The following is a 22,672-nucleotide window of genomic DNA, read 5'->3' on the forward strand; positions in this document are numbered from 1 at the left end:
CCAAGCACGCCCGGATCAATCTCACTGACTTTTTTCTGCCGGGGCTGCAAAGTGCGGGCGGAGCGAACTGATTGACGCGTCCGCGACCGCTGTGCTTTAATCGATCAGATTTTAACGGAGGAACACTCGATCTGATGGAAAGTACCTTTATCGCCCTGGGCTCCAATAAAGGCGACCGCGAGGCCAATCTGCGCGGAGCCCGGGATTTTCTGCAGCGCAGTGAAGGCATTAACCTGCTGGCTTCTTCGGCTCTTTATGAGACCGAACCGGTCGGCGGGCCGCCTGAGCAGGGCCTCTATCTCAACGCAGTGCTGGCCGCCACCACCACCTTGACGGCACGGGCGCTGCTTGAGCTGTGCCTGCAGGTCGAAGCGAGTTTCCGGCGGATGCGCAGCGAGCCCATGGCGCCGCGGACTCTTGACCTGGATATCCTGTTCTACGGGGACCACATCATTGACGAGCCCGATCTTGTCATCCCCCATCCGCGGCTGCATGAGCGCGCTTTTGTGCTGGTGCCGCTGCGTGATCTGGCGCCGGATCTGGTTCATCCGCTGTTGAAAAAGGCGGTGCGCCGCCTGCTGGGCGATTTTGAACCCGTAGAAGAACGCAAAGTACGCCTGTGGGCGGATCAATGGTGATGTCATGCTGGTTCGGCTGCTGATTCTGGCGTTGCTGGCATTTCTGGGCTATACCCTGTGGACGGCCCTGCGGCGCTCTATTTCCAGCGATTCCCCGGACGGGACTCCGCGCCCCTCTACCAGCCGACGTGGCGAGGAGATGGTGCAGGATCCGCACTGCGGAACCTATGTGCCCCGTCATGAGGCGATCGAGGAGCGCAGCCGCGGGGGGACCCTGTATTTCTGTTCCACGGCCTGCCGCGACGCCTACCGAAAACAGAAGTGATTTCTACTCTTATCCCCCATAAAAAGGAGGTTCAACGTGAAATTTTTTATCGATACCGCTGATGTCGATGAAATCCGCCGCGCCCATGATCTCGGGCTGGTCGACGGTGTGACCACCAACCCGTCGCTGGTCGCCAAAAGCGGACGTGAATTCAAGGATGTTATCAAGGAAATTTCCGCCATCGTCAACGGCCCCATCTCCGCTGAAGTCATTGCCACCGATGCCGAGGGAATGATTCGAGAGGGGCGTGAACTGGTGAAGATCAACCCGGACAACATTGTGATCAAGGTGCCCATGACTGAAGACGGCCTCAAGGCCACCCGCGTCTTCAGCGAAGAGGGGATCCGCACCAACGTCACGCTGGTATTCAGCCCTCTGCAGGCGCTGCTTGCAGCCAAAGCCGGCGCCTCCTATATTTCGCCGTTCGTGGGGCGGCTGGACGACGTCGGCCATGACGGCATGGAAGGGATCGACGAAATCCGCACCATTCTCGACAATTACGGCTATCCGGCTGAAATCATTGTCGCCTCGGTGCGCTCGCCGCTGCATGTGCTGCGCGCGGCCCTGATCGGTGCCGACATCTGCACCATCCCCTTCGGCGTAATCATGCAGCTGTGCAAGCATCCCCTGACTGACATCGGCATTGAAAAGTTCCTGGCCGATTGGGGCAAGCAAGGAATCTGATGCTCCCATTACGGCCACCTTTTCACGGTCACTGCATAAAAACCCGATTTTTTTCACCCCGCAGGTGGAAATTTTCGGGTTTTTGTTTTTTTAGGGAGAATAAAATGGTAAGACCTCTTGACAGTCTTATTGAAAAAAATGTAATCGTGTATACATCCGTTGCTGACTATCGCGGTGTTCTTAAAGAAGTTACTGAAGAAAGCGTGGCATTACGTGGGCGCACCGGCTGGCATGAAATCTCCATGGATCGCATCAAAGACATCCGTCCTCAAGAGGATTAGCGGTCCCAGGCGGTTTTCCTGTCGATTTCCCGGTCCCGCTCAGGCAGACGGCTCCCCCCTTCAAACAGAACGAGGTAGGCATGAACATTCATGAGTATCAGGCCAAGGCCATCCTGCGCGACTTCGGGGTCTCGGTGCCCGACGGGCATGTGGTCTACAACAGCAATTCCGCCCGTGACTGGGCACGGCGGCTCGGCGACGGGCCCTGGGCGGTCAAGGCGCAGATCCACGCCGGCGGGCGCGGCAAGGGTGGCGGCATCAAGATCGCCCGCACCCCCGATGAGGTCAAGCAGTACGCCCGCGAAATGTTTGGCATGACGCTGGTGACTCCGCAGACCGGCCCGGAAGGCAAGGTTGTCAAGCGGGTGCTGGTGGAGAGCGCCTGCGATATCGCGGATGAATTCTATCTTTCCTTCCTGGTCGACCGCGCCACCGCCAAGGTGACCCTGATGGTGTCGGCCGAAGGGGGTGTCGATATCGAACAGGTCGCGGAAAAAACTCCTGAAAAGATCCTGCTCGAACCGATCGATCCGGCCATCGGCATGACGGCTTTCCAGGCGCGTAAAATCGCGTTCAAGCTGGGGTTCGGCATGCCGCAGGTCAAGCAGGCGGTATCTATGCTCGGCAATCTTTATCGCGCCTTTACAGAAGCGGATTGCTCGCTGCTCGAGATCAATCCGCTGGTCCTCACCGGTGACGGCAATCTGCTGTGCCTTGATGCCAAGCTCAATTTTGACGACAACGCCCTGTTCCGTCATCTGCGTATTCGCGACCTGCGCGATTACGACGAAGAGGACCCCATGGAGATCGAAGCCGGTCAGTATGATCTCTCCTATATCGCCCTCGACGGCAATATCGGCTGCCTGGTCAACGGCGCGGGCCTGGCCATGGCCACCATGGACATCATCAAGCACTACGGCGGCGAGCCGGCCAACTTCCTCGATGTCGGCGGCGGGGCCACTATCGAGCGTGTCACCGAAGCGTTCAAAATCATCCTCTCCGATGAAAACGTCAAAGGGATCCTGGTGAATATCTTCGGCGGCATCATGAAGTGCGACGTCATCGCCACCGGCGTCATCGAGGCGGCTCATCAGGTCGGCGTCAAGGTCCCCCTGGTTGTACGTCTGGAGGGCACCAATGTCGATAAGGGCAAGCAGATGCTCGCTGAATCTGGGCTCAATATCATCGCCGCCGACGGCATGGCCGATGCGGCGGAGAAGATCGTCAAGGCCGTGCATGGCACGCAGTAGGGAGAATCCAAAATGAGTATTCTGATCGATAAGGACACCCGGGTCATCACTCAGGGGATCACCGGCGCGACCGGCCTGTTTCATGCGCAGGGCGCACGCGACTACGGCACGCAGATGGTGGGCGGGGTCACTCCCGGCAAGGGGGGCACCACCATCGACGGTTTTCCGGTCTTTGATACGGTGGAGCAGGCGGTGCGTGAAACCGGCGCCGATGCCTCCGTCATCTATGTGCCGCCGATCGGTGCTGCGGACGCGATGATGGAAGCGGTCGATGCAGGGATCTCCCTGGTGATCTGTATCACCGAGGGGGTGCCGGTGCTCGATATGGTCAAGGTGAAGCACTATATGAGGGGGCGTGATTCCCGGCTTATCGGCCCCAACTGCCCCGGCGTGATCACCCCCGGGCAATGCAAGATCGGCATCATGCCCGGGTATATTCACCGCCCCGGTCCCGTGGGCGTCGTTTCGCGATCCGGCACCCTGACCTACGAGGCCGTGTGGCAGCTCTCCACCCGCGATATCGGCCAGAGCACCTGCGTCGGGATTGGCGGCGACCCGGTCAATGGCACCAGCCATCTTGAGGTGCTGGAGATGTTCGAGCAGGATCCCGGCACCGAGGCGGTGATCATGATCGGCGAGATCGGTGGAGATGCCGAGGAAGCGGCCGCGGAATATGTCCGCGACCACATGAGCAAGCCGGTGGCCGCCTTTATCGCCGGGGCGACCGCACCCAAAGGCAAGCGCATGGGACATGCCGGGGCCATTATCTCAGGCGGCAAAGGAGATGCGGGCAGCAAAAAGAACTTTCTACGCGAATGCGGACTGTCGGTTGCCGACAGCCCCGCCGAGATGGCCGAGGCCCTGCTCAAGATCTGGACTCCTTGAGACAGGTTCCCAACAATCCATTCCTTCGCTTTTAACGCCGGGGCTTTTGCCCCGGCTTTTTTGTCCGGTTTTGCCGTTTATCAAGGCTTCAAGAGCGTGTTAAACTGTGTTGCATCTGTTTACAGCTGTTTATCTTCTTTATCCACAGGATGATTATGAGCGAAAAAATGAAGATCCTGATCGCCGCTTCCGAGGCGGTGCCCTTTGTCAAAACCGGCGGATTGGCCGATGTGGCGGGCGTTCTGCCCCGTTACCTGGAACAGCTTGGGTTCGATTCCTGTCTGGTGCTGCCCCGTTATGCCCTTATCGATCCCGATGCTTTTTCCCTGGAACGTCTGCCGGGAGTGCTGACGGTTCCCATGGGCGTACTCGGACAGCAGTTCGCTGCGGTCTACCGGGGCGCGATTCCCGGCTGTTCAGCGCCAGTTTATTTCATTGAACATGAAGGGTATTTCGGTCGTGCCGGCCTGTATGAAGAAAATGGCGAAGGATACCCCGACAATGGAGAGCGCTTTGTCTTTTTCTCCAAGGCCTGTCTCGAACTGGGGAAATTGACCGGTTTTCGCCCCGATGTGATTCACCTGCACGACTGGCATACGGCGGCGATTGCTCCGCTGCTCAACACCGCCTATCGCTTCGACCCGATAGTGGGGGAGGCCGCCAGCGTGCTGACGCTGCACAACCTCCAGCATCAGGGCTGGGCCCCTAAGGATCTGATGGAGGTGCTCGGCATCGGCTGGGCGCATTTCAATTATCTCGAACTCGAGATGCACGACAAGGTGAATCTTCTCAAGGGGGGGATTTATCACGCCACCCAGCTGTGTACGGTGAGCGAAGGGTATGCGCGCGAAATTCAGACACCGGCTTACGGAGAGGGGCTTGACGGGGTGCTGCGCGACTGCAACTGGAAGCTGCACGGCATTCTCAACGGGGTGGATTACGATGAATGGAATCCCGAGACCGACCCGATGCTGGCGGCGCGCTACTCGGTGGATGACCTGTCCGGCAAGGCCGTCTGCAAAAAAGACCTCCAGCAGCTCTTCGGCCTGCCGCGGCGTGAGGATGTGCCGGTATTCGGTCTGGTTTCAAGATTGGTCAAACAGAAAGGGATCGATATTCTGGCGGCCGCCATCGACCGCATTCTGGCGCTTGATCTGCAGATGGTGCTGGTCGGCAACGGCGAGCCCTGGACGCATTTCTTCTTCGGCGATGTCGCAGCGGCACACCCTGACAAGTTCGCCTGTTTCATCGGTTACGACAATGTCCGCGCTCACAAGGTGGAGGCGGGGGCCGATTTCTTCCTGATGCCGTCGCGCTTCGAGCCCTGCGGGCTCAACCAGATGTACAGCCTGCGTTACGGCACTCCGCCTATCGTGCGGGCGACCGGCGGTCTGGACGACAGTGTCGAAAATTACGATGCGAAAGCGCGCACCGGCACCGGCTTCAAGTTTCTCGATCCAACCCCCGAGGCGCTTTACGACACCGTCGGCTGGGCCGTGCATACCTGGTACAACGATCAGGAAGGGCTCGATTGCTTGATCCGCAACGGCATGACGCGTCGCTTCAGCTGGCAAGCCGCCGCCCGCAAGTATGGTCGTCTGTACCGCCGGGCGGCAGAGTGGGAGCGCTGAATTACGACTGATTGCCCATGGGTTCGGCTTATTCGCGGTTGAATCGCGGCAGCAGGCGGATATCCTTGTTGTCGTCCGAGCCGTTCCCCGGGTTGCCGTCGCGGCCATCGGAGAGCAGAACCTGGTTGCCTTCACGATCGAGCACGGTATTGTCGTCGAGGATCACCAGGCCGAAGCGGTCCATCACATCCTGGCGATAGCGCTGCTGGCTGGTCATTCTACGCATGCGCAGCCGGTAGCTCAAAACCAGCCACAAAATGGCGAAAATCGTCGCCACGCCCAGGATGACCGAAAAAGCGATCACGAAATAACGCACCGCGCTTTCACCGGCGCGCGCCATATAGGCGGCGATGATGTCCATGTTGAAGCCGACCCAGCACGCGACGATCAGCAGCAGCAGGCTGAGCAGGAATGGAACGCGTTGGGTCAGGTTCAGGAATTTGTAGATCCTGCCGTCTTCGCTTTCGGCCAGCGAGCTTGACGTTGCGAACTGCTGATCCGGTGCCCGGAAAATATAGCGATTGAACGTCAGCACAATAATGGCGAAGATGAAGGTGATGGCAATCGGCGCAGTAAAGGATGCGAAGATAAAGGCCTTCCAGGGGAAAATACCCTGTTCGCCCGCCAGGGCATTGATGAAGCAGACAAAGAAGATCAGGCCTTCGACCACCAGGATGGTCACCAGATAGTTTACGAAAAAGGTTTTGATTTCACTCCGTCCAAAGACTCCGCCAACACCTTCGGCGGAACGGACATCTTGATGAGAGTCCATTTTTGCGTTCATGGCTTTGTGTCCTGTTGAAAAGGAATTCCGGATCGAGGTTGTTGTTTACATCTCCGGATTATAACCTGAATGGCGGGATTTCTTAAGGGTAAATCTCAATTGGTGTGTTATTTGCCACCATACGCCAGATTTCCTCAATTGCATCGTTGCTGACCGCAATACATCCTTCGGTCCAGTCGATGGCCTCGAAAAGCTCCGGAGCCTGGGCAAATTCGTTGGGGATGCCGTGAATCATGATGGCGTGGCCCGGCTCTTGGCCGCGGCGCAGGGCCCGTTCATAGTCCCGGCGATTGGGGTAGGAGATGTGGATCGATTTGTAGAAGCGGCTGCTGGGATTGCGCCAGTCCAGGACATAATGCCCTTCGGGAGTGCGGCCATCGCCTTCGTACTGTTTATGCCCGACCGGATTTTTCCCCAGCGCGATCGGAAAGGTTCGCAGGATGCGACCCTCAGCGATTAATTGCAGTTGACGCTGGGATTTCTGCACGACGACCAGATCCGCTTGCGCGGCGGTTCGTGCCGCCGACAGGGACGGTAAGAGGAGCAGGAACAGCAGAAGAGTCAAATGTCCGACAAACTCGGTTGAGATCTTTTTTTTCATGGGGGCTCGCTGCGTCGAGTCTCCTGGCGGTTATTCACTTCATCTCATTGGATCTGATTCCAACAGGGGGGCATTGCTTCTTATTCTTTTAATAGCAAAGATCATTCCTATGCTGCAAGTCATCGATCACTCTCATTCCAGATATCGTAAAAAAACCGAAAATCAACATGTTCTCCGTCAATTGACCATATCCTTCCGTTTTTTGCCGGTGGAGCCTGGTTTGGCGGAACCCCGGCCGCGTGCGGGTTGAACTTGCCGTTTTCGCGACCTCTGTGATATTTTTTCTGCCTTATGCCGAAAATACGTTACTACATCAGTGGCCACGGCCTGGGTCATGCCAGTCGCGGCTGCCAGATCATCAATACCCTGCGCAGACTCTATCCCGATCTCCAGGTTGAGGTGGTGTCCAATGCCCATGCCTGGTTTTTTGACGGGTTTCTCTCTCAAGGGGTTCCGGTCGCGCGCCGGCAGCTTGATGTGGGCGTGGTTCAGCGCGACAGCCTGGTGATGGACGAAGTTGAAACGCTGCGCGCCGCCCGGCGGCTTCAACTTGACAGCCGGCGCTTGATTGAGGATGAGGCGCGTTCTCTGCGTGAATCCGGAATCGATCTGGCCGTCTCGGATATTTCCTCTAAGGTTTTCCCTGCCGCCCGGTGCGCAGGAATCACGGGGGTGGGGATTGCCAATTTCACCTGGGAATGGATCTATCAGGATTTTGTGGCACGGCATCCGGATTACGCAGATGTTGTCGCTGCTCTTCATCAGGAATACGGCCAGGCGTCGAAATATCTTCTGCTTCCCTTTCATGGCGATTTTCCTGCCGAAGTGCCGCAGGAAGAGCTGCCGCTGGTCGCGCGCAAAGCCTGCCGCCCGCGCGATGAGGTGCGAAAAGCACTCGGATTGTCTGCAAGCCGAAAGGTGGCTCTCGTCTCCTTTGGCGGATTCGGCGTCGATGGTCTTGATTTAACAGCTCTTACGCGTCTGAAGGAGTGGACTTTTCTGATTGAATCTCGTATGGGGAGCGGCGCGGAGAATGTGCGGGTGATAGCGCCCCGGACACAGTCCTATCCCGACCTGGTGGCAGCTGCCGATGTGGTGGTGACCAAGCCGGGCTACGGTATTGTTTCCGAGGCGATTGCCAACGATACTGCCGTGCTTTATGTCTCCCGCGGCGCTTTTCGCGAGCAGGCATTGCTGGTGCAGGCTCTGTCGCGATCTGCCCGTGCCTGTGAGATTGACCAGGGCGCATTGTTGCGTGGAGACTGGGGGCCTTTTCTTGAGCGGGCCGTAACTCAGGCGCCTCCCCGTGAACGGCTTCAGGTTGACGACGGGACGGAGGCCGCACGGCAGATTGCCGGCCTTGCGGGGGTTGAGCGGAGTATCGGAGTATGACCAGCGAACTGAATAAAAACTCCCGCGCTATGCCGGCGGAGCTTTTTCCCCGTGAACAGGATATCCCGACAAACTGGCGGCCTGGACCGCTACGTGAGCAGCGAGAATATCTGGTCAATGGTTTTTTCAGGGTCTGGGCTGGGGCGTTGACGGAAATCTTCTCTCCCATTCCGGTCAGACGGGAAGATCGATTGGAGCCCCGGCTGCTCGGCCGGGTGCCCAACCTTGATCGCGCCGCTGCGTTGGACGCTCTCTCCGCTGCACGGGCAACCTATGATCGCGGGCGCGGGCAATGGCCGACACTGGGGATTGTACAACGTGCGGCTGTTATGCGGGAGTTTGCTCGCAGACTGGCTTCCTGTCGCGCCGAAATAGTACTGCTTCTGATGTGGGAAACAGCCAAGAGCCGTGCTGAAGCTGAGGGGGAGTTTGATCGAACCCTGCGCAACCTGGATGAAGCACTGGAGGAGGCGCACAACCTGGTCGCCAGTGGTGAGATTGCGGTACGCGAAGGGATCAGTGCGCGCTGCGGCCGGGCTCCGCGGGGAGTCGTCCTTTGCCTTGGTCCCAGCAATCATCCTCTTAATGAGACGTTTGCAACCCTGGTTCCCGCCCTGTTGATGGGCAATACGGTGGTCCTCAAGCCGCCGCGTCATGGCGTGTTGCTGTTTCGCCCGCTGCTGGCTCTGTGGCGCGACCTGCTTCCTCCCGGCGTTGTCAACGTCATTTACGGGGAAGGGGATGAAGTGCTGCTGCCGCTGATGCGCAGCGGCGATGTCGATGCGCTGGCCTTCATCGGTTCCCCGCAGGTCGGTCAGTCCCTTGTGCAGGTCCACCCGCGGCCGCTGCGCCTGAAGTCGGTGATGGGGCTGGGGGCCAAGAATGCAGCGGTCGTGCTGCCTGGCGCGGACCTCCAACAAGCGGCGCGCGAGTGCCTGCTCGGTGCCCTGGCTTTTAACGGCCAGCGCTGCACCGCGTTGAAAATCCTGTTTGTTCACCGCGCTGAGGTGTCTCGCTTCATCGATCTTTTCCTGCGCGGCCTGCGCGCGGTGCGCTGGGGAATGCCCTGGCGGCAGGGGGTGTGGCTTACCCCTTTAATTGAACCGCACAGGCCCGCCTATTTAAGGGAATTGCTGGCGGATGCCCTGCGGCAGGGCGCGCGTATCCTCAATCCGGATGGGGGCGCCGGCGCCGGCCCCTGGTTTCCGCCCACGGTGGTATCCCCGGTTACCTCCGCCATGCGTCTGTGGCGGGAAGAGCAGTTCGGGCCGCTGGTGCCAATCGTCTCTTTCGACAGGTGGGGCGAGGTTGAAGACTATCTCGAACAGTGCGACTATGCTCAGCAGATCAGTCTGTTTGCCCGCGATGCGGCACAATTGGATCCCCTCATTGATTCTGTGGTCAACCAGGTGGGGCGTGTCAATCTCAACTGCAAATGCCAGCGCGGCCCTGATCATCTGCCCTTCGGCGGCCGCAAGGATTCGGCCGTGGACACCCTGTCTGCCCGGGAGGTGCTGATGGCCTTATCCTTGCCTGCCGTCGTGGCGGCGCGCGACAGTGCCGAGAGTCGCCGCCTGATGGAGAACCTGTCTGTTTCGGATCGGTGTCGCTTCTTCCCGCAGGATTGACGCCCCCCCATGAATCGGACCCCTTTTCATCTTCAGTGCGGTGCCGAATAAAAAAAAGGCCGGTCCGGGGAATCCCGGACCGGCCTTTTTTGCTCATGGAAGGGTAAAAATAACGCTCTTGAAGAATCAGGATCCGCCGTAAGAGTGCAGACCGGACAGAACCAGGTTGACGCCGAGATAGCAGAACATGGTGGCGGCAAAACCGAAGATCGACAGCCAAGCGGCTTTGCGGCCGACCCAGCCGCGCGTGAAACGGGCATGCAGGAAGGCGGCATAGATAAACCAGACGATAAGACTCCAGGTCTCTTTCGGGTCCCAGCTCCAATAGGTACCCCAGGCGTAATTGGCCCAGGCTGCACCGGTGATGATCCCCAGGGTCAGCATCGGGAATCCGAGCATAATCGCCTTGTAGTTGATGTCGTCGAGGATGCGGGTGCTGGGGAAAATGGAGAGGACGCCCCCTGCCGGGTTGCGTCCGTCTCCGCTTTTTTCCTCTTTGCCGACTTTGATCAGATACATGATCGAGGCACCGCAGGCCACGGCGAATCCGGCATAGCCGATAAAGCAGGTAATGACATGGTAGGTCAGCCAGTTGCTCTGCAGCGCGGGCACCAGCGGTTCAATGCTGTCGTTGAGGGAAAGCTGCGCCCAGGCCATTCCCAGAAACGCGAAGGGCATAACGAAGGCTCCCAGCGAGCGCTGCTTGTATTTGAGGTCGAGCAGCAGGTACACCAGCAGGATCGACCAGGCGAAGAAGACGATCGACTCGTAGAGGTTGGACAGGGGTGCATGGCCGTAGCCGAGGGCAATCGACTCGCTCCAGCGCACACTAATGGCGATGGTGTTGAGAGCGAAGCCGGCCCAGGCGACGAGCGTCGCAATTAAGCCGACATTTTTGTTCTTGGTGGCGATAAATGCGATAAACAGAACCATCGCAACGAAATAGGCGATGGTGGTGAAATCGAAAAATTGAGCGCTGGACATATTTTATTTCCTCCGCAGCGGTGAGAGAACTTAACCGTTGATCTCTTTTTTAAGGTTGTCTTTCAGGTCGTCGAAGGCCATTTCAAAAGCGGCCTGGTTCCGGTGAGCGTTGCCGCCCATCATGATGCCGGAGCGTCCGTCCTCAAGGGGCATGATGCTGACCCAGACACGCCGATGGCTGAGGAAGAAGGCGACGATGGAGCCGACCACCAGCAGGGTGCAGCCGATCCACACGACCCACACGCCGGGGTCTTTGGCGACCTGAAGACCGGTGTACTGGCGCTGTTCCAGGCCTGCCAGTGAGAAAATATAATCTCCGCCGCGCTGCTCGTCAAATTGCGGGAAGTTCTTCAGGACCGTAAATGAGCGCGGCGCCTGTCCGGCTTTCGTCACTTCGATGCGCGCGGCCGGTCCGAAATTCTGGAAATTTTCGGCAAAGTTGGTGACGCGCACCGTCGCGCCGCCGGGCAGGCGGGCCCTTTTGCCCTGCTCCAGGGTGTAAGTCTGTTTCTCGCCGCTGGCCCGCTCGGTGGCCTCTATGGTGAAGCTCGGGTTGCCCGCCGGACCATAGCTCGACTGGTAGAAGACAATCCCCTTGTAGGTGAGCGGATCGTTGACAATGACCGGGCGGTCAACTTTGACTTTTTCGCCATTATCAATGATCGTGATCAGGCTCTTGTATTCCTTGGGGCGCATGGAGCCTTCGTAGTAGGTCATCGAAAAGTCCTCGCAGCGAACGGTGAAACCAAGGTCGATCGGCTGAGGTTCGACGCCGCCGCGTTTCCACACCCGGCTGGTTTCGGTGCCTTCCACGATATTGACAAAGGCCTTGAACCCAAAGACGTTTCCGATAATGGCGCCGATGAAGATAATCAGAATCGAGGCGTGGGTAATGTAGACGCCGAAACGGGCCCAGGCCATCTTTTCAGAGTAGAGGTGGATTTTGCCGTCCTGCTCGGTAATTCTCGGCTCGGCGAATTCCTTTTTCAGAAACGCGGCGATTTTGTCCCGCAGGTTTTCAGGCTTTTCCTTGGAGACCACCTCTTCCAGGGTCGACAGAGAGCGGTAGAAGGATTCGTCGGGAGTCAGGTTCGGGTTTTTCACCACCTTGAAGACCCGCGGCAGTCGTTTGATGGAGCAGGCGGTGAGGTTGATGGCGAACAGGGCCAACAGAGTCAGAAACCACCAGGAATGGTACATATCGAAAAACTGAAGTTTTTCAAACAGGCGGAAAGTGGCTTCGCCGTAAATGCGGATATACTCTTCCGGCTGCCTGTTCTGCTGGATGACGGTGCCGATAATGGACGTTGCCGCCAGCAGGATGAGGATGACGATGGTCAGTTTCAGAGAGCAGCAGAAATCCCAGATTGCGTTGATAAAAGATCGCTTTTGTTTGTTCAAGGTCAGTCTCCGGTAAAGTCATGGTGAGACGAGTACGCCGCAACCCCCAGGCACGCGTTCATTATTGGTACCGCTGTGTTTGCCGGGCGTCCTCTGTGATGATATTTCAAAGGGAGATTTCGGTGAGAACCGAAATGAGGGCTTTCAATGCAGAAGTACAACGGTGCGCAGAGATTGCAGGCTGAGATCGGGCAGGATCGTGCCGGTGACGAGAGGCGTTTTAAAAAAGGTCGACGGGGCCGGTTCCCAGGACTGCCTGGTTAAGGATACCGCCTTGTGCGGAGAATCCTTTGATGGAAGAGGCCCCGATATTGAGCCGGGCATGGCCAGATGGAAGGAGCCCTCCTGCTGCCCGTTGCATGCGGGGCAGTAAGGGGTCGGCAGCCGCTGGCCCAGGACCTGGTGCGCCCCCGAGTTGAACAGCTGCATGCCCTGGTTGCGGCACTCGGTTTCAGCGGGTACGCGTCCCCACAGCAACAGGCAGAAAAGAAATGCAAAATAGATTGTCAAGAGCCAGGGGCTGCGTCTTGCCACAAAAACCTCGCTATCTTGAGTGCAGCGCTTATTTTGATGCTTTTTGCAGAATTGACAATATAAACCAGATGAAAAAAATTGACTACCCCTCAAACACGTCTTTTCCTCCTGTTTTTATGTATACGCAACCTTGTCTTCAAAAGCCCCGGCGAGTATGATGGCGTTTTCGTGACGTAACAGGAAACGGATGAATTCAGGAGAAAAGATGGAAACATCCAAAACGCTGCGTGATGTTTTACAAGGGCTGGGAGGGCTGTGGCGCGGCATCTCCCTGTCGCGTGACGGCGAGCGCGATTTCGAATTCAAACCCAATCTCCCCGAAGAACAACGTGATCGCCTGCGCCAACTGATGCGCGACTGTCTTGAGGAGCGAGGCGGGGAGATCTCGGCGCGGGTGCGCGCGGCCCAACTCGGACGAGCCTATATTTCCATGACTGCCGAAGGGCGCCAGCGCTTTCTGCAGCTGCTGGTGCATGAATTCCCGCCGGATGCCAAGCATCTGTGTGACCTTGCAAGGCGCATGCTTGACGCCGGGGACCCGGAGTCCTTCCTCGAAGCGAAGCAGCGTCTGGATAAGGCCATGGCGTCACCCGGCTTGCGGCTTCTGAGTCATTTCAATATCCTCCCGGCCGGAGTAAAGTTTCTGATCGATCTGCGTGCCGACCTGCTCGAATGGGCCGGCGAGGACAAGCGCCTGGCGCATCTTTCCCATGAGTTGCGCGGCCTGCTCGCCACCTGGTTCGACCTGGGATTTCTTCGGTTGCAGCGCATCGCCTGGGAATCGTCGGCCGCATTGCTGGAAAAGCTCATTGCCTATGAGGCGGTGCACGAGATTCATTCCTGGACTGATCTGCGCAACCGCCTGGAATCCGATCGCCGCTGCTACGCTTTTTTCCACCCCGCCCTGGCGGACGAGCCGCTGATCTTTATCGAGATTGCCCTGGTCGAGGGGCTGGCCGGCAGCATTCAGGATCTGCTTGACCCCTCCGCCCCCGAGGTTGACCCCCAGACGGCCGACACGGCTATTTTCTATTCCATATCCAATGCCCAGAAAGGCCTGCGCGGCATCAGCTTCGGCAATTTTCTGATCAAACAGGTGGTCGATGACCTGCGGCGGGATTTTCCTGACCTCAAGACCTTTGCCACCTTGTCGCCTATCCCCGGTTTTACCCGCTGGCTGCAGCAGGTCTGGGAAGACGAAAAGGACGACCCGCTGGTGGAGACCCTGCGGCGGGCCGTTTCGGACGCCGCCGCCCGACTCGAAACGGAGGCCACCATCCAGGCGGTTGTTTCATGTCTCGGCTGGTGGGAGGATGAACAGGTCGTGGAGTGGCTGCAAGATCCCCTGGAGCGGTTGTGCCTGCGCTATTTTCATCAGAAGCGCGGCGACGGGTTTCCCCTGGATCCGGTGCAGCGTTTTCACCTAGGCAACGGCGCACGCATCGAACGCATCAACTGGCTTGGGGATCTTTCGCCCAAGGGAATGCGCCAGTCCTGCGGTTTGATGGTCAACTACCGCTACAAGCTAGAAGAGATGGAAAAAAACCATGAAGCCTATACCGGAGAGCAACGGATTGTACTCTCCAGGAAGCTGCGCTCGCGCCTGGATGCCCAGGAGCGCGACCGCGGCGCGTTGCTGGGACTGTGGAAAGGCCGTTGAAATGTTTGAAAAAGGCGCGTTCTGATGGCCATCACTCTTTTGCGTTTCATCAACGATTTGAAACTTCGCTGGAAGCTGCTGGTTGTGGTTCTGCCTCTGGTGATTCTGCCGCTGTTCGTGGTGGGGGGCGTGGTGGGCTACATCAGCTACGAACAGGCTTATCGCGGCGTCACCCAGGCCAGCAAGGACGACCTCGACCACATGGCGCATTTCACCATCGACCTGCTCGACAGCCATTATCAGCAGTTCCAGGTGTACAAGGAAGATAAGAAGAAGGTCATTCGCGAGGAGTTGGAGACCCTTACCAATCTGGCTTACAACCTGGTTGAATCCCAGCACAATCAGTACCGCAGCGGACAGATTTCGCTCGAGCAGGCCCAGCACGAAGCGAGACACGGCCTTAAGCGCGTCAACGTGGGTGAAACCGGTTACATCTTCGCCATGAACACGGAAGGTCTGCTCAAAGCTCATATCGCCCGCGAAGGGGAGAACATCTACGACGAGCAGGATGAAAGCGGCCGCCATTTCATCCGCGCCATGATCCAGACCGCTCTCAGGTCCGAGCCCGGGGAAGTGCTGTTCATGGTCTACCCCTGGCGCAACGAAGTGCTGGGCGACCGGTATCCGCGGCAGAAGATTGCCGCCTATCGCTATTTCCCCCAATGGGACTGGATCATCGCCACCACCGGCTATCTCGAGGAGACCTATGAGGATCTCGATTTCGAGCGCCGCTCCATGGAAGATCTCAAGCAGAAACTCAAGAGCAAAAAGGTCGGACGTACCGGCTATATCTACTGCATGGATCTTGAAGGGACCCTGACCATTCATCCCGATGCGGAAGGGACCAATATTGCTGATTCCGTTGACTTTACCGGTAGACCTTTCGTGCGGGAGATGATTGAAAATCGCAATGGCTGGATCCGCTACCCCTGGCGCAATATCGGCGACGATCTGCCGCGGATGAAGATCGTGCGCTATCGCTATTTCAAGCCCTGGGACTGGATCGTCGCGGTGGGTTCCTATGAGGATGAGTTTTTCCATGAGGCACGCCAGATCAAAACCAGTATCCTGTCAAGCCTGATTGTGATCACCTTTTTTGTCGGCTTGACGGCTGTTTTCCTCGTGTTTCTCGCCGCTCAGGTGCTCACGACCCCCATCACACGGATGATGGATGCCATTCGCCAGGTTCGCAAAGGCCGACTTGATGTACGCATGAAAGTAGACAGCCGCGATGAACTAGGCGAGCTGGCGGAGGCCTTCAACCGGATGGCAGAAAGGCTCAAGAGCAATCAGGAGATGGAGGCAAGCCTGGCTCAGCAGGGCAAGATGGCCTCCCTCGGGGTGCTGTCTTCAGGTGTCGCTCATGAAATCAACAATCCTCTCGGCGTGATTCTCGGATACGCGGCTTACCTGGAAGGCAAACTCGACCAGGATGATCCTAAATTCAAGTACGTGCATGAGATCAAGCGCGAGAGTAAACGCTGCAAGAAGATCGTTCAGGATCTGCTCAACTATGCCCGTACGCCGCGTCCCGACCTGCGCGAAACCGATCTCAACGATCTGCTGGGACAGATCGTCGATTTCGCTGCCAACCACACCGACATGCACAATGTGAAGGTGCGCAAGGATTTCGCCGGTCACCTCAAACCGGTCCGGATCGACGGCGACCAGATCCGCCAGGTGGCCATCAACCTGATTCTCAATGCCGGCGCAGCCATGCCGGACGGCGGCCAGTTGACCGTTTCCACGCGCCGCGCAGGCGATGAATGGGTCGAGCTGGTGTTTGCCGATACCGGGTCGGGTATTCCGGCGGAGTATCTGGAAAAAATCTTTGAACCCTTTTTTACGACGCGCCCTAAAGGGACCGGTCTCGGTCTGGCGATCACCCGTCAGATCATCGAACTGCATCATGGCGAAATTCGTATCGACAGTACGCCGGGGCAGGGGACCACCGTGGTGATTCGGCTTCCCGCCGTGACCGGTGTGGAGCAGGAGGAATAAATAATTTATGGCGAAAAAACCGCGTATTCTGCTGATTGACGATGAAGAGGGGCTCTGCCGCATGCTCGAAGCGGTACTCGGTGACGAGGGCTACGAGGTGCGGGCCTATAATCGTCCGGTACCCGCCGTGAAGGATTTCGTCGCCGGCCGCTATGATCTGGTGATCACCGACATCAAGATGCCGGAGATGAGCGGTATCGAAGTGCTGCAGAAAATCAAGGAGAAAGATCCGGCCATCCCGGTGATCGTGATTACCGCCCATGCGACGGTGGATATGTCCATCAGCGCCATGCGCAAGGGCGCTTACGACATGGTGACCAAGCCCTTCGAGCCCGACGAGCTGCTTTTCCGGGTGAAAAATGCCCTGCGGCTCAACCTGCTGGCTTCAGAGAATCAGAGCCTGCGCGAGGAACTTGAAGGGCGCTTTCGTTTTGAGCGCATCATCGGAACCTCTGAAAAACTGCGAGCCGTGCTGGATAAGGTGGAAAAACTGGCGGTGCGCGACACTTCGATCCTGATCACCGGCGAGAGCGGCACCGGCAAAGAACTCATCGCCCAGGCGGTGCATTACAACTCACCACGCAAAGAGGGACGTTTTGTCGCCATCAACTGCGGTGCCCTGCCCGAATCAGTGCTGGAGAGCGAGCTGTTCGGTTACAAAAAAGGGGCATTCACTGGTGCGACCGAAGACAAGGAGGGGCTGCTGAAGGCCGCCGACGGCGGCACTCTTTTCCTCGATGAAGTCGGCAACCTGCCGATGAATGTGCAGAAGACCCTGCTGCGTTTTCTTCAGGAGCAGGAATTTCGGCGCATCGGCGACACCCATACCACCAAAGTCGATGTGCGGATTCTCTCCGCCACCAACGCCGATCTCAGGGAGGCGGTGAAAGCGGGGACCTTCCGTGAAGACCTCTACTACCGCCTCAACGTGGTCAATATTCACCTGCCGCCTCTGCGCGAACGCAAACCGGATATTGCCCTGCTGGCCGATCATTTCATCCGTGAGCAGAACGAACGATTCGGCACCCGGGTCAAAGGACTTTCCCCCGAAGCGATGGAGGTGGCCAGTGATTTTTCCTGGCCGGGAAACATCCGGCAGCTGCGCAACGCCATTGAGGGGGCTCTAGCCATGGAGAGCGGCGATTACATCACGCTTCCGACCCTGGCGCAGTTTATCGAGATCGACGAAACACAGCCGCGCGAGCGCGGGTCGGACGAAGACTATTCAAGTGCGCTTTCGCAGTTTGAGACCAGTTATCTGAAAGAACTGCTGCGCAAGGCCCAGGGCAATGTGGAAGAAGCCGCCCGCCTGGCAGGCATGAATATGGCCACCATCTACCGCAAGCTGAAAAAGTACAATATCCGCAAGGAAGACTATCTTTGATCTTCCCAGGTTGCCGTTGCGTCCTCGCATAAATGCAAAGGCCTCTCCCGGACGCTTTGCATTTTTGCGAATCATCTGTCTGAACCTCCTGGGATTTTCTTTAATTGTACGAAAATACTAGAGTTTTTTCTTCGTCCAGAAGGGCTGCGCTGACGGGATAGTTTCTGTTGCAGCGGCTCTTCCCCTTTGCAGAGATGCAAAACCTGTCCCGCTCCATTCTCAAGTCTTTCAAAGGCAATATGCCGACTTCATTGTCTTTTCGCGGAAGAATGAATTTTTCCCTGATTTGGAATGCCTCTTGCTCTATCTATCGCCAAGGCATGACGTCCACGCGGTTGCGTTGGCGACTCTTTGACTGTTTATTCTTTGCAAAACGGGCGAGCGCTTATGACAGACGACATTATCTGTCCCTTCTACGGTCAGGACGAAGATCTCTGCGACGTCGGTTGCGGCTATATCAGCCCCTCCGATGTACGCCAGATCATTCGCTACTGCCGCGCCCAGCATCAGGAGTGCAGCAAGTTCCAGGAGCTTGCCCAGCGGTTTCCCGAGCTTGTTGCTGATTCTCCGCCCCGATCTCCCGCACGTCCCCTGTCCCTTGAGACGGCGGTGATGAAAGACGGTGAGAGTTATCCTCCGATCGCCGCCCGCCAGATCAACCATGTGGAACAGGATGACGAACAGTCCATAACGTGTGATTCCGGCGGCGCCGGGATTATGAGTCTTGCTGCAGCCACGGCCAACCCCGTCCCCCTGGGGCTGTTCGGCTTCGGCATGACCACTGTGTTGTTCAGCCTGCGTCAGGCGGCGCTTATCCCTTTCGACCCCCTGATTCTTGCCGTCGGTCTTTTTTATGGCGGTTTGGCTCAGATCATTGCCGGCCTTCTGGCGTGGAGAAAAAATTCCACTTTCGATGCCACCTCCTTTATCAGCTACGGCCTGTTCTGGCTGACCCTGGTGGGGCTGATGGTCCTTCCACGGGCCGGCATCGGTGAGGCGCCATCAAGCCTGGCCATGGTCTCCTATCTCACCCTGTGGGGGATGTTTACCACCGTTATGGTGTGCGCGGCGCTGCCCCTGGGGCGCCTTATGGCTGCGGTTTATGCGCTGCTGGGGGTGTTTTTCTTCGGGCTGGCCCTGGGGGAAGCGGCTGAACTTCCCTGGCTGATCCGTCTGGTCGGCTGGGAGGGCGTGGCCTGCGGTCTGCTCGCCACCTATATCGGGTTCGCGCATGTAATCAACGACGTGTACGGGCGCCGCATCCTGCCGCGTTGATCTTTTCGCATTATTCCCGCCCCGTTACACGATCCATTCCTGCCGCTTTTTCCCTTTTTCTTTTTACTCCCCCCCTCTGGCGTTTTTCTCCTTCAACAAGGGCCTTCCCCTCTCGATTCGCTCCGTGTTCTACCCTCTTTTTGGAGAGAAGATCTACGGACCGATCGGTAACGTCATTGACATCATGGCCACGGTGGCGACGCTGTTCGGGGTAGCGACCTCCCTCGGACTCGGTGTCCAGCAGGTCAATGCCGGCCTCAACCACCTATTCGGGATTAAAAACCCCCGGCTACCCGATTAGCGCATTATTCTGCGATGTTGTAACTTGTCCTAACGCCGAATGGTTTGTTGTTAAAAGGTGGAGAAAGTTGCTCAAAGTGATTTTTGGCGAGGTAATGAATTACCTCTTCTCCACTGACATTTTCTGGGAGCCAACCGTATGTTGAGTTGTCAATAGGGGTTTTGTAATTTGTAAGTGTGGTTTCCCATAGCCTATGAATTTTAATGTTTGAGTTGATGTTTACTCCGCTTTGGTATGTGAACGCTGCGATTGGCTTGAACCCATTTCTGCTATATCTTTTTCTGGTTTCCCTTGGTGTTTTCCATTCATCAATTCTTTGGAGCTTAATTCTTTTTGTTATATTTTCCTCATATACCCAGAGAACTTGTTTGTGCTTGCTCATGCGTGGAGAATCAAGATGTTTTGGGTATCTAAAATCATCATGATTGTTATTTGATAATTTATTTATTTTTACAGATTTTAGTTTCAGATTATCGCTGACAATCTCGATGCAGCTTTTTGTGTCTATATTGAACCACTCCCTCCCATTGTTTGGAAAGTTGAGGTTTGTTAGATTTTGGCTTGCCTTTTCTTCGATTGCGTTACTTTGAGATCGATCTTTTACTTCAGTTTCGATTTCCCATGCAGCTTCATAGATTATTTCTGCGGGACTATAGCTATGCGCAATTGTTATATACTTATTTCCATATTTGCTTTTTTCCCATCCTAGCTTAATGCCAACGTCATATCTTGAATCACGAAATGCATAAATCCACCCCATAAACCCTCCTCATTTATTGCGCTAACGCCGCAAATCACCGGCGGAAAAAAGCAGAGCGAGGAAAGAGCGGCGCTTTTTGCCGTCCGAGTGCATTTGCCTTGTTAGGCATTTTGCTCGGTAAGCTTATCGGCAAGGTCGGAAATCTCCCGGTCGATACGTTTAATTTCAGCGACGATAGGTTTTGCCGTTTCTGGAGACTTTTCCAGCGCAAGCCTTAAAATGCTCATCCAGTTTAGGTTGTTCCTCGCCCTTGCGGCTTCAATTTGGTCAATCGGGTGGCTGGCTGTCTCTTCACTGGGCTGCCATTGAACTGATATAGAGAATTTTTCATTGACGAAACTGGCGACGCAGGACCTGTTGCTGAAAGCCCGGATAGTCTTTTTCTGAGACCAGGCGCCACTGGTTGGCGTCGAATTCGGGAAAGAAAGTGTCGCCGGTAAAGCTGCCATGAACATGGGAGAGGATCATGAGGTCGGCCACCGCAAGGGCGCGTCGGTAGATCTGCTCGCCACCGATGAAAAAGACTTTTTCCGCCAGGGTTTGCGCTATGGTCAGGGCTGAATCGAAATCAGGGCAGATGTGGATGTCGGCCTGGGGGGCCAATGTGCGGCTGACGACAATATTGTGACGCTGCGGCAGGGGCTTGCCGTTAAGGCTCTCAAAGGTGCGCCGTCCCATGATGACGGCTTGACCGAGGGTCAGGTCGCGAAACAGTCGGCGATCTTCGGGAAGATCCCAGGGCAGGTCGTTGTCGCGGCCGATCACGCCATTGTCGGCGATTGCGGCAATAATGATTTTTTCCATCGTGCAGACCTGCTACTTTTTAGGTGGCGGCGTGCGGCGCGGTTTGCGGCGGCGCCGACTGCGCGGCCGCTGCGGTTTTTTGTCGTCGGTCGGCATCGGTTTTTTCTCTGCCGCATCGATCAATTCCCGCCAGGCGGCAACCTGGCTGCGGTAGTCACCGCAGACTTCGCTCCAATCGGCAAGCAATTTCAGTGCGTGAGGGATCATGGGGTGGGTCAGCAGGCGCTGCTCGCCCCGCTGTCGGCGCCCGCGCGCCAGACGGAATATCCCGACCAGCAGCTCCCTGGCCTGGTGTGAGATTCCGCGCGCGATGCTGAAGTAGCGGCAGTGGGGTGACAGGATCAGTCCCGCGCGCCGCACGACTTCCGTGACGGGCATCGGTTCGTCCGGGGGGCAGGTGCGCAGAAATCGTTCCAGATAGAGAGCGGCAAGTACATAGGGTTCCTCAACCGGTCGCCCCTGCCGGTGATGGCGGTCGAGGATCTCCAGCAGAGCGAAGGTTCGTTCGTCCCCCCGATACCCGGCCAGCAGCGGCTCCAGTAGACCTGTCGCCGAGGCGTCCCGCAGGACCCGTCCCCCCACGCCATGGCGGAAGAGTTCCATGAGTTCTTCGCGTATGCGGGCCGGCGCGGCTTCCGCGATGATGGGTGCGCAGGCATAAATCCCTTCGCGCACCGACGCATCAAGGGTGAAGTCGAGGCGGGCACAGAACTCCAACGCTCGCAGCATGCGCACCGGATCTTCGGTAAAGCGCTCGGTCGGGTCGCCGATCACTCTTATCCTCCGTGCCTCCAAGTCCTCAAGCCCGCCGACATGATCGATCACGGAAAAATCAGAGATATCGTAGAACAGCCCGTTGATGGTAAAATCGCGCCGGAAGGCATCCTCCCGCGGCGTGCCGAAGACATTCTCCCGAAAACCAAAATGTTCCGCCGGATCCTCCGGCAACTCATCCTCTTTAGGTTTGCGACGGAAAGTGGCGACCTCGATCACTTTGCCGCCGGCAAAGCGAATGTGTGCCAGGCGGAAGCGGCGCCCTACCAGAAAGCAGTTTTTAAAGAGCTTTTTGACCTGGTTGGGAGAGGCATCGGTGCCGACATCGAAATCCTTGGGGCGACGCTCGAGCAGCAGGTCCCGTACGCTGCCTCCCACCAGATAGGCCTTGTGGCCGTGGCGGTGCAGGCGGTAGAGTACTTTGAGCGTGTCGGGATCGATCAGTTTGCGGGAGATGGGGTGGCGGTCGCGCGGCAGGCGGCGCGCTTCGCCCTGCTTTGGGTTGTGGGCGTTTTCGGCAATGCTCATTTGAATATCAGAATCGTCAGGTGATGGGATGGTTTCACAAATTTCGAATGTAGCAGATTGCCGGCTGGAATAAAAGTTACTTTTCTGCACACGAAAGACAAATGAAAGAGGCCTGGTATTTCATCGTCGGCAGGGGGTGCAGCTCTCCCCTGACAAGGGACGCTTTTCGCCATCCATGGCCGCTTGACTGGCGCCCTCCCTGGCGCCAGACACCCTTGTCAGGGGAG

22 protein-coding genes and 1 pseudogene are annotated in these 22,672 nt (G+C 57.1%); 14 read left to right on the forward strand and 9 right to left on the reverse strand.

The annotated features are described in order from the left end of the window. Positions 1-134 precede the first annotated feature (134 nt). The 7 genes from folK (at position 135) to GSUB_RS01835 (ending at position 5,634) form a co-directional block, all read left to right on the forward strand. The gene (gene folK, locus GSUB_RS01810; protein WP_040198932.1) at positions 135-638 is read left to right on the forward strand and encodes a 2-amino-4-hydroxy-6-hydroxymethyldihydropteridine diphosphokinase; all 504 of its coding nucleotides are present in this window, start codon (positions 135-137) and stop codon (positions 636-638) included. A gap of 4 nt (positions 639-642) precedes the next feature. Beyond that, positions 643-903, forward strand: a complete 261-nt coding sequence (locus GSUB_RS01815; RefSeq protein ID WP_040198934.1) for a PP0621 family protein — start codon at positions 643-645, stop codon at positions 901-903. 36 nt (positions 904-939) lie between these two features. Then, on the forward strand, positions 940-1,587 hold the full coding sequence (gene fsa / locus GSUB_RS01820) for a fructose-6-phosphate aldolase (RefSeq protein WP_040198935.1): 648 nt from the start codon (positions 940-942) through the stop codon (positions 1,585-1,587). Between the two features lie 104 nt (positions 1,588-1,691). Then, positions 1,692-1,868 carry a hypothetical protein gene (locus tag GSUB_RS19325; RefSeq protein ID WP_158414022.1) on the forward strand — a complete coding sequence of 59 codons (177 nt, stop codon included), beginning with the start codon at positions 1,692-1,694 and terminating at the stop codon, positions 1,866-1,868. Between the two features lie 80 nt (positions 1,869-1,948). Next, positions 1,949-3,118 (forward strand): ADP-forming succinate--CoA ligase subunit beta, encoded by a 1,170-nt coding sequence (gene sucC / locus GSUB_RS01825; protein ID WP_040198936.1) that lies wholly within the window; start codon positions 1,949-1,951, stop codon positions 3,116-3,118. A gap of 12 nt (positions 3,119-3,130) precedes the next feature. Then, on the forward strand, positions 3,131-4,003 hold the full coding sequence (gene sucD, locus GSUB_RS01830) for a succinate--CoA ligase subunit alpha (RefSeq protein ID WP_040198937.1): 873 nt from the start codon (positions 3,131-3,133) through the stop codon (positions 4,001-4,003). A 155-nt stretch (positions 4,004-4,158) separates the two neighbouring features. Next, positions 4,159-5,634 (forward strand): glycogen synthase, encoded by a 1,476-nt coding sequence (locus GSUB_RS01835; protein WP_040198939.1) that lies wholly within the window; start codon positions 4,159-4,161, stop codon positions 5,632-5,634. Between the two features lie 28 nt (positions 5,635-5,662). Here the strand turns inward: GSUB_RS01835 and GSUB_RS01840 are convergent, their stop codons facing one another. Together GSUB_RS01840 and GSUB_RS01845 are read right to left on the reverse strand one after the other, a co-directional pair. Further along, on the reverse strand, positions 5,663-6,418 hold the full coding sequence (locus tag GSUB_RS01840) for a hypothetical protein (protein ID WP_040198941.1): 756 nt from the start codon (positions 6,416-6,418) through the stop codon (positions 5,663-5,665). Positions 6,419-6,500: 82 nt separating this feature from the next. Next, on the reverse strand, positions 6,501-7,019 hold the full coding sequence (locus tag GSUB_RS01845) for a L,D-transpeptidase family protein (RefSeq protein ID WP_040198944.1): 519 nt from the start codon (positions 7,017-7,019) through the stop codon (positions 6,501-6,503). Between the two features lie 291 nt (positions 7,020-7,310). Here GSUB_RS01845 and GSUB_RS01850 point away from each other — a divergent pair, with 291 nt between their 5' ends. Together GSUB_RS01850 and GSUB_RS01855 are read left to right on the forward strand one after the other, a co-directional pair. Beyond that, on the forward strand, positions 7,311-8,411 hold the full coding sequence (locus GSUB_RS01850) for a glycosyltransferase family protein (protein WP_040198945.1): 1,101 nt from the start codon (positions 7,311-7,313) through the stop codon (positions 8,409-8,411). Beyond that, positions 8,408-10,039, forward strand: coding sequence for an aldehyde dehydrogenase family protein (locus GSUB_RS01855; RefSeq protein ID WP_235269866.1), 1,632 nt, complete (start codon positions 8,408-8,410; stop codon positions 10,037-10,039). The genes GSUB_RS01850 and GSUB_RS01855 overlap by 4 nt, the downstream gene beginning before the upstream one ends. A 126-nt stretch (positions 10,040-10,165) precedes the next feature. Here the strand turns inward: GSUB_RS01855 and ccsB are convergent, their stop codons facing one another. From ccsB to GSUB_RS01870, 3 genes are all read right to left on the reverse strand, one after another. Beyond that, positions 10,166-11,023, reverse strand: coding sequence for a c-type cytochrome biogenesis protein CcsB (gene ccsB, locus GSUB_RS01860; RefSeq protein WP_040198947.1), 858 nt, complete (start codon positions 11,021-11,023; stop codon positions 10,166-10,168). Between the two features lie 30 nt (positions 11,024-11,053). Further along, entirely contained in the window at positions 11,054-12,424 is a 1,371-nt protein-coding gene (resB, locus tag GSUB_RS01865) for a cytochrome c biogenesis protein ResB (RefSeq protein ID WP_040198949.1), read from the reverse strand. 144 nt (positions 12,425-12,568) lie between these two features. Continuing rightward, on the reverse strand, positions 12,569-12,958 hold the full coding sequence (locus GSUB_RS01870; RefSeq protein ID WP_040198950.1) for a hypothetical protein: 390 nt from the start codon (positions 12,956-12,958) through the stop codon (positions 12,569-12,571). A 205-nt stretch (positions 12,959-13,163) separates the two neighbouring features. Between GSUB_RS01870 and GSUB_RS01875 the strand changes: the two genes are divergently transcribed. The 5 genes and pseudogenes from GSUB_RS01875 to GSUB_RS18435 form a co-directional block, all read left to right on the forward strand. After that, complete coding sequence (locus GSUB_RS01875; protein ID WP_052464370.1) at positions 13,164-14,618, forward strand: malonyl-CoA decarboxylase domain-containing protein; 1,455 nt, start codon at positions 13,164-13,166, stop codon at positions 14,616-14,618. 24 nt (positions 14,619-14,642) lie between these two features. After that, positions 14,643-16,619, forward strand: a complete 1,977-nt coding sequence (locus tag GSUB_RS01880) for a cache domain-containing protein (protein WP_040198951.1) — start codon at positions 14,643-14,645, stop codon at positions 16,617-16,619. Between the two features lie 7 nt (positions 16,620-16,626). Next, positions 16,627-18,003, forward strand: coding sequence for a sigma-54-dependent transcriptional regulator (locus GSUB_RS01885; protein ID WP_040198952.1), 1,377 nt, complete (start codon positions 16,627-16,629; stop codon positions 18,001-18,003). 387 nt (positions 18,004-18,390) lie between these two features. Further along, a complete protein-coding gene (locus GSUB_RS19705) occupies positions 18,391-19,278 on the forward strand; it encodes an acetate uptake transporter (protein ID WP_235269867.1) in 888 nt (295 codons plus the stop codon). Between the two features lie 31 nt (positions 19,279-19,309). After that, positions 19,310-19,555: pseudogene (locus GSUB_RS18435) on the forward strand (BCCT family transporter); the annotation flags it as partial. Positions 19,556-19,583: 28 nt separating this feature from the next. On the opposite strand, the gene GSUB_RS01895 reads toward GSUB_RS18435, so the two are convergent. The 4 genes from GSUB_RS01895 to pcnB all read right to left on the reverse strand — a co-directional run bounded on the left by GSUB_RS01895 (position 19,584) and on the right by pcnB (position 22,445). Continuing rightward, a complete protein-coding gene (locus GSUB_RS01895; protein WP_040198953.1) occupies positions 19,584-20,339 on the reverse strand; it encodes a hypothetical protein in 756 nt (251 codons plus the stop codon). 101 nt (positions 20,340-20,440) lie between these two features. Then, complete coding sequence (locus GSUB_RS19845) at positions 20,441-20,566, reverse strand: hypothetical protein (protein ID WP_268747558.1); 126 nt, start codon at positions 20,564-20,566, stop codon at positions 20,441-20,443. 100 nt (positions 20,567-20,666) lie between these two features. Next, complete coding sequence (locus tag GSUB_RS01900) at positions 20,667-21,143, reverse strand: dihydrofolate reductase (protein WP_040198954.1); 477 nt, start codon at positions 21,141-21,143, stop codon at positions 20,667-20,669. A 12-nt stretch (positions 21,144-21,155) separates the two neighbouring features. Continuing rightward, positions 21,156-22,445 (reverse strand): polynucleotide adenylyltransferase PcnB, encoded by a 1,290-nt coding sequence (gene pcnB / locus GSUB_RS01905; RefSeq protein WP_084211665.1) that lies wholly within the window; start codon positions 22,443-22,445, stop codon positions 21,156-21,158. Positions 22,446-22,672: the final 227 nt, after the last annotated feature.

It is taken from the genome of Geoalkalibacter subterraneus (assembly GCF_000827125.1).
GTDB classification, from domain to species: domain Bacteria; phylum Desulfobacterota; class Desulfuromonadia; order Desulfuromonadales; family Geoalkalibacteraceae; genus Geoalkalibacter_A; species Geoalkalibacter_A subterraneus.

Excerpts from the sequence above, each read along its gene's own strand:
- folK (WP_040198932.1), top strand. The coding sequence starts at position 135 with ATGGAAAGTACCTTTATCGCCCTGGGCTCCAATAAAGGCGACCGCGAG.
- GSUB_RS01815 (WP_040198934.1), top strand. The coding sequence starts at position 643 with ATGCTGGTTCGGCTGCTGATTCTGGCGTTGCTGGCATTTCTGGGCTAT.
- GSUB_RS19325 (WP_158414022.1), top strand. The coding sequence starts at position 1,692 with ATGGTAAGACCTCTTGACAGTCTTATTGAAAAAAATGTAATCGTGTAT.
- sucC (WP_040198936.1), top strand. The coding sequence starts at position 1,949 with ATGAACATTCATGAGTATCAGGCCAAGGCCATCCTGCGCGACTTCGGG.
- sucD (WP_040198937.1), top strand. The coding sequence starts at position 3,131 with ATGAGTATTCTGATCGATAAGGACACCCGGGTCATCACTCAGGGGATC.
- GSUB_RS01835 (WP_040198939.1), top strand. The coding sequence starts at position 4,159 with ATGAGCGAAAAAATGAAGATCCTGATCGCCGCTTCCGAGGCGGTGCCC.
- GSUB_RS01840 (WP_040198941.1), bottom strand. The coding sequence starts at position 6,418 with ATGAACGCAAAAATGGACTCTCATCAAGATGTCCGTTCCGCCGAAGGT.
- GSUB_RS01845 (WP_040198944.1), bottom strand. The coding sequence starts at position 7,019 with ATGAAAAAAAAGATCTCAACCGAGTTTGTCGGACATTTGACTCTTCTG.
- GSUB_RS01850 (WP_040198945.1), top strand. The coding sequence starts at position 7,311 with ATGCCGAAAATACGTTACTACATCAGTGGCCACGGCCTGGGTCATGCC.
- GSUB_RS01855 (WP_235269866.1), top strand. The coding sequence starts at position 8,408 with ATGACCAGCGAACTGAATAAAAACTCCCGCGCTATGCCGGCGGAGCTT.
- ccsB (WP_040198947.1), bottom strand. The coding sequence starts at position 11,023 with ATGTCCAGCGCTCAATTTTTCGATTTCACCACCATCGCCTATTTCGTT.
- GSUB_RS01875 (WP_052464370.1), top strand. The coding sequence starts at position 13,164 with ATGGAAACATCCAAAACGCTGCGTGATGTTTTACAAGGGCTGGGAGGG.
- GSUB_RS01880 (WP_040198951.1), top strand. The coding sequence starts at position 14,643 with ATGGCCATCACTCTTTTGCGTTTCATCAACGATTTGAAACTTCGCTGG.
- GSUB_RS01885 (WP_040198952.1), top strand. The coding sequence starts at position 16,627 with ATGGCGAAAAAACCGCGTATTCTGCTGATTGACGATGAAGAGGGGCTC.
- GSUB_RS19705 (WP_235269867.1), top strand. The coding sequence starts at position 18,391 with ATGACAGACGACATTATCTGTCCCTTCTACGGTCAGGACGAAGATCTC.
- GSUB_RS01895 (WP_040198953.1), bottom strand. The coding sequence starts at position 20,339 with ATGGGGTGGATTTATGCATTTCGTGATTCAAGATATGACGTTGGCATT.
- GSUB_RS19845 (WP_268747558.1), bottom strand. The coding sequence starts at position 20,566 with ATGAGCATTTTAAGGCTTGCGCTGGAAAAGTCTCCAGAAACGGCAAAA.
- GSUB_RS01900 (WP_040198954.1), bottom strand. The coding sequence starts at position 21,143 with ATGGAAAAAATCATTATTGCCGCAATCGCCGACAATGGCGTGATCGGC.
- pcnB (WP_084211665.1), bottom strand. The coding sequence starts at position 22,445 with ATGAGCATTGCCGAAAACGCCCACAACCCAAAGCAGGGCGAAGCGCGC.